This is a genomic window from Prevotellamassilia timonensis (assembly GCF_021531665.1).
Lineage (GTDB): Bacteria > Bacteroidota > Bacteroidia > Bacteroidales > Bacteroidaceae > Alloprevotella.
Genome location: NZ_JADYUH010000242.1, coordinates 1 through 232, shown reverse-complemented (window position 1 = coordinate 232; position 232 = coordinate 1). Strand labels below are relative to the sequence as shown.

General features: G+C 44.8%; 1 tRNA gene. It reads right to left on the bottom strand.

Annotation, left to right across the window (positions count from 1 at the left end):
* Positions 1–61 precede the first annotated feature (61 nt).
* Positions 62–138 (bottom strand) — tRNA-Ala (locus tag I6E40_RS10900).
* Between the last annotated feature and the right edge of the window lie 94 nt (positions 139–232).

Below are 232 nucleotides of genomic sequence, written 5' to 3'. Positions count from 1 at the left end.
TACTGCAACCCGAGGCACTTGCTCGTTGGTTGATGTGTGTACAATATGTCAAAGAACTCATTGGTGGAGAATATCGGAATCGAACCGATGACCTCTTGCATGCCATGCAAGCGCTCTAGCCAGCTGAGCTAATCCCCCATTATATATAAACTTATTTGTGAGAAATACGGGAGTGGAAAATCCCTTGTTTTGTCGTTTCTTGCCTTTAACAAGACTTTGGACGTCCGCTCCA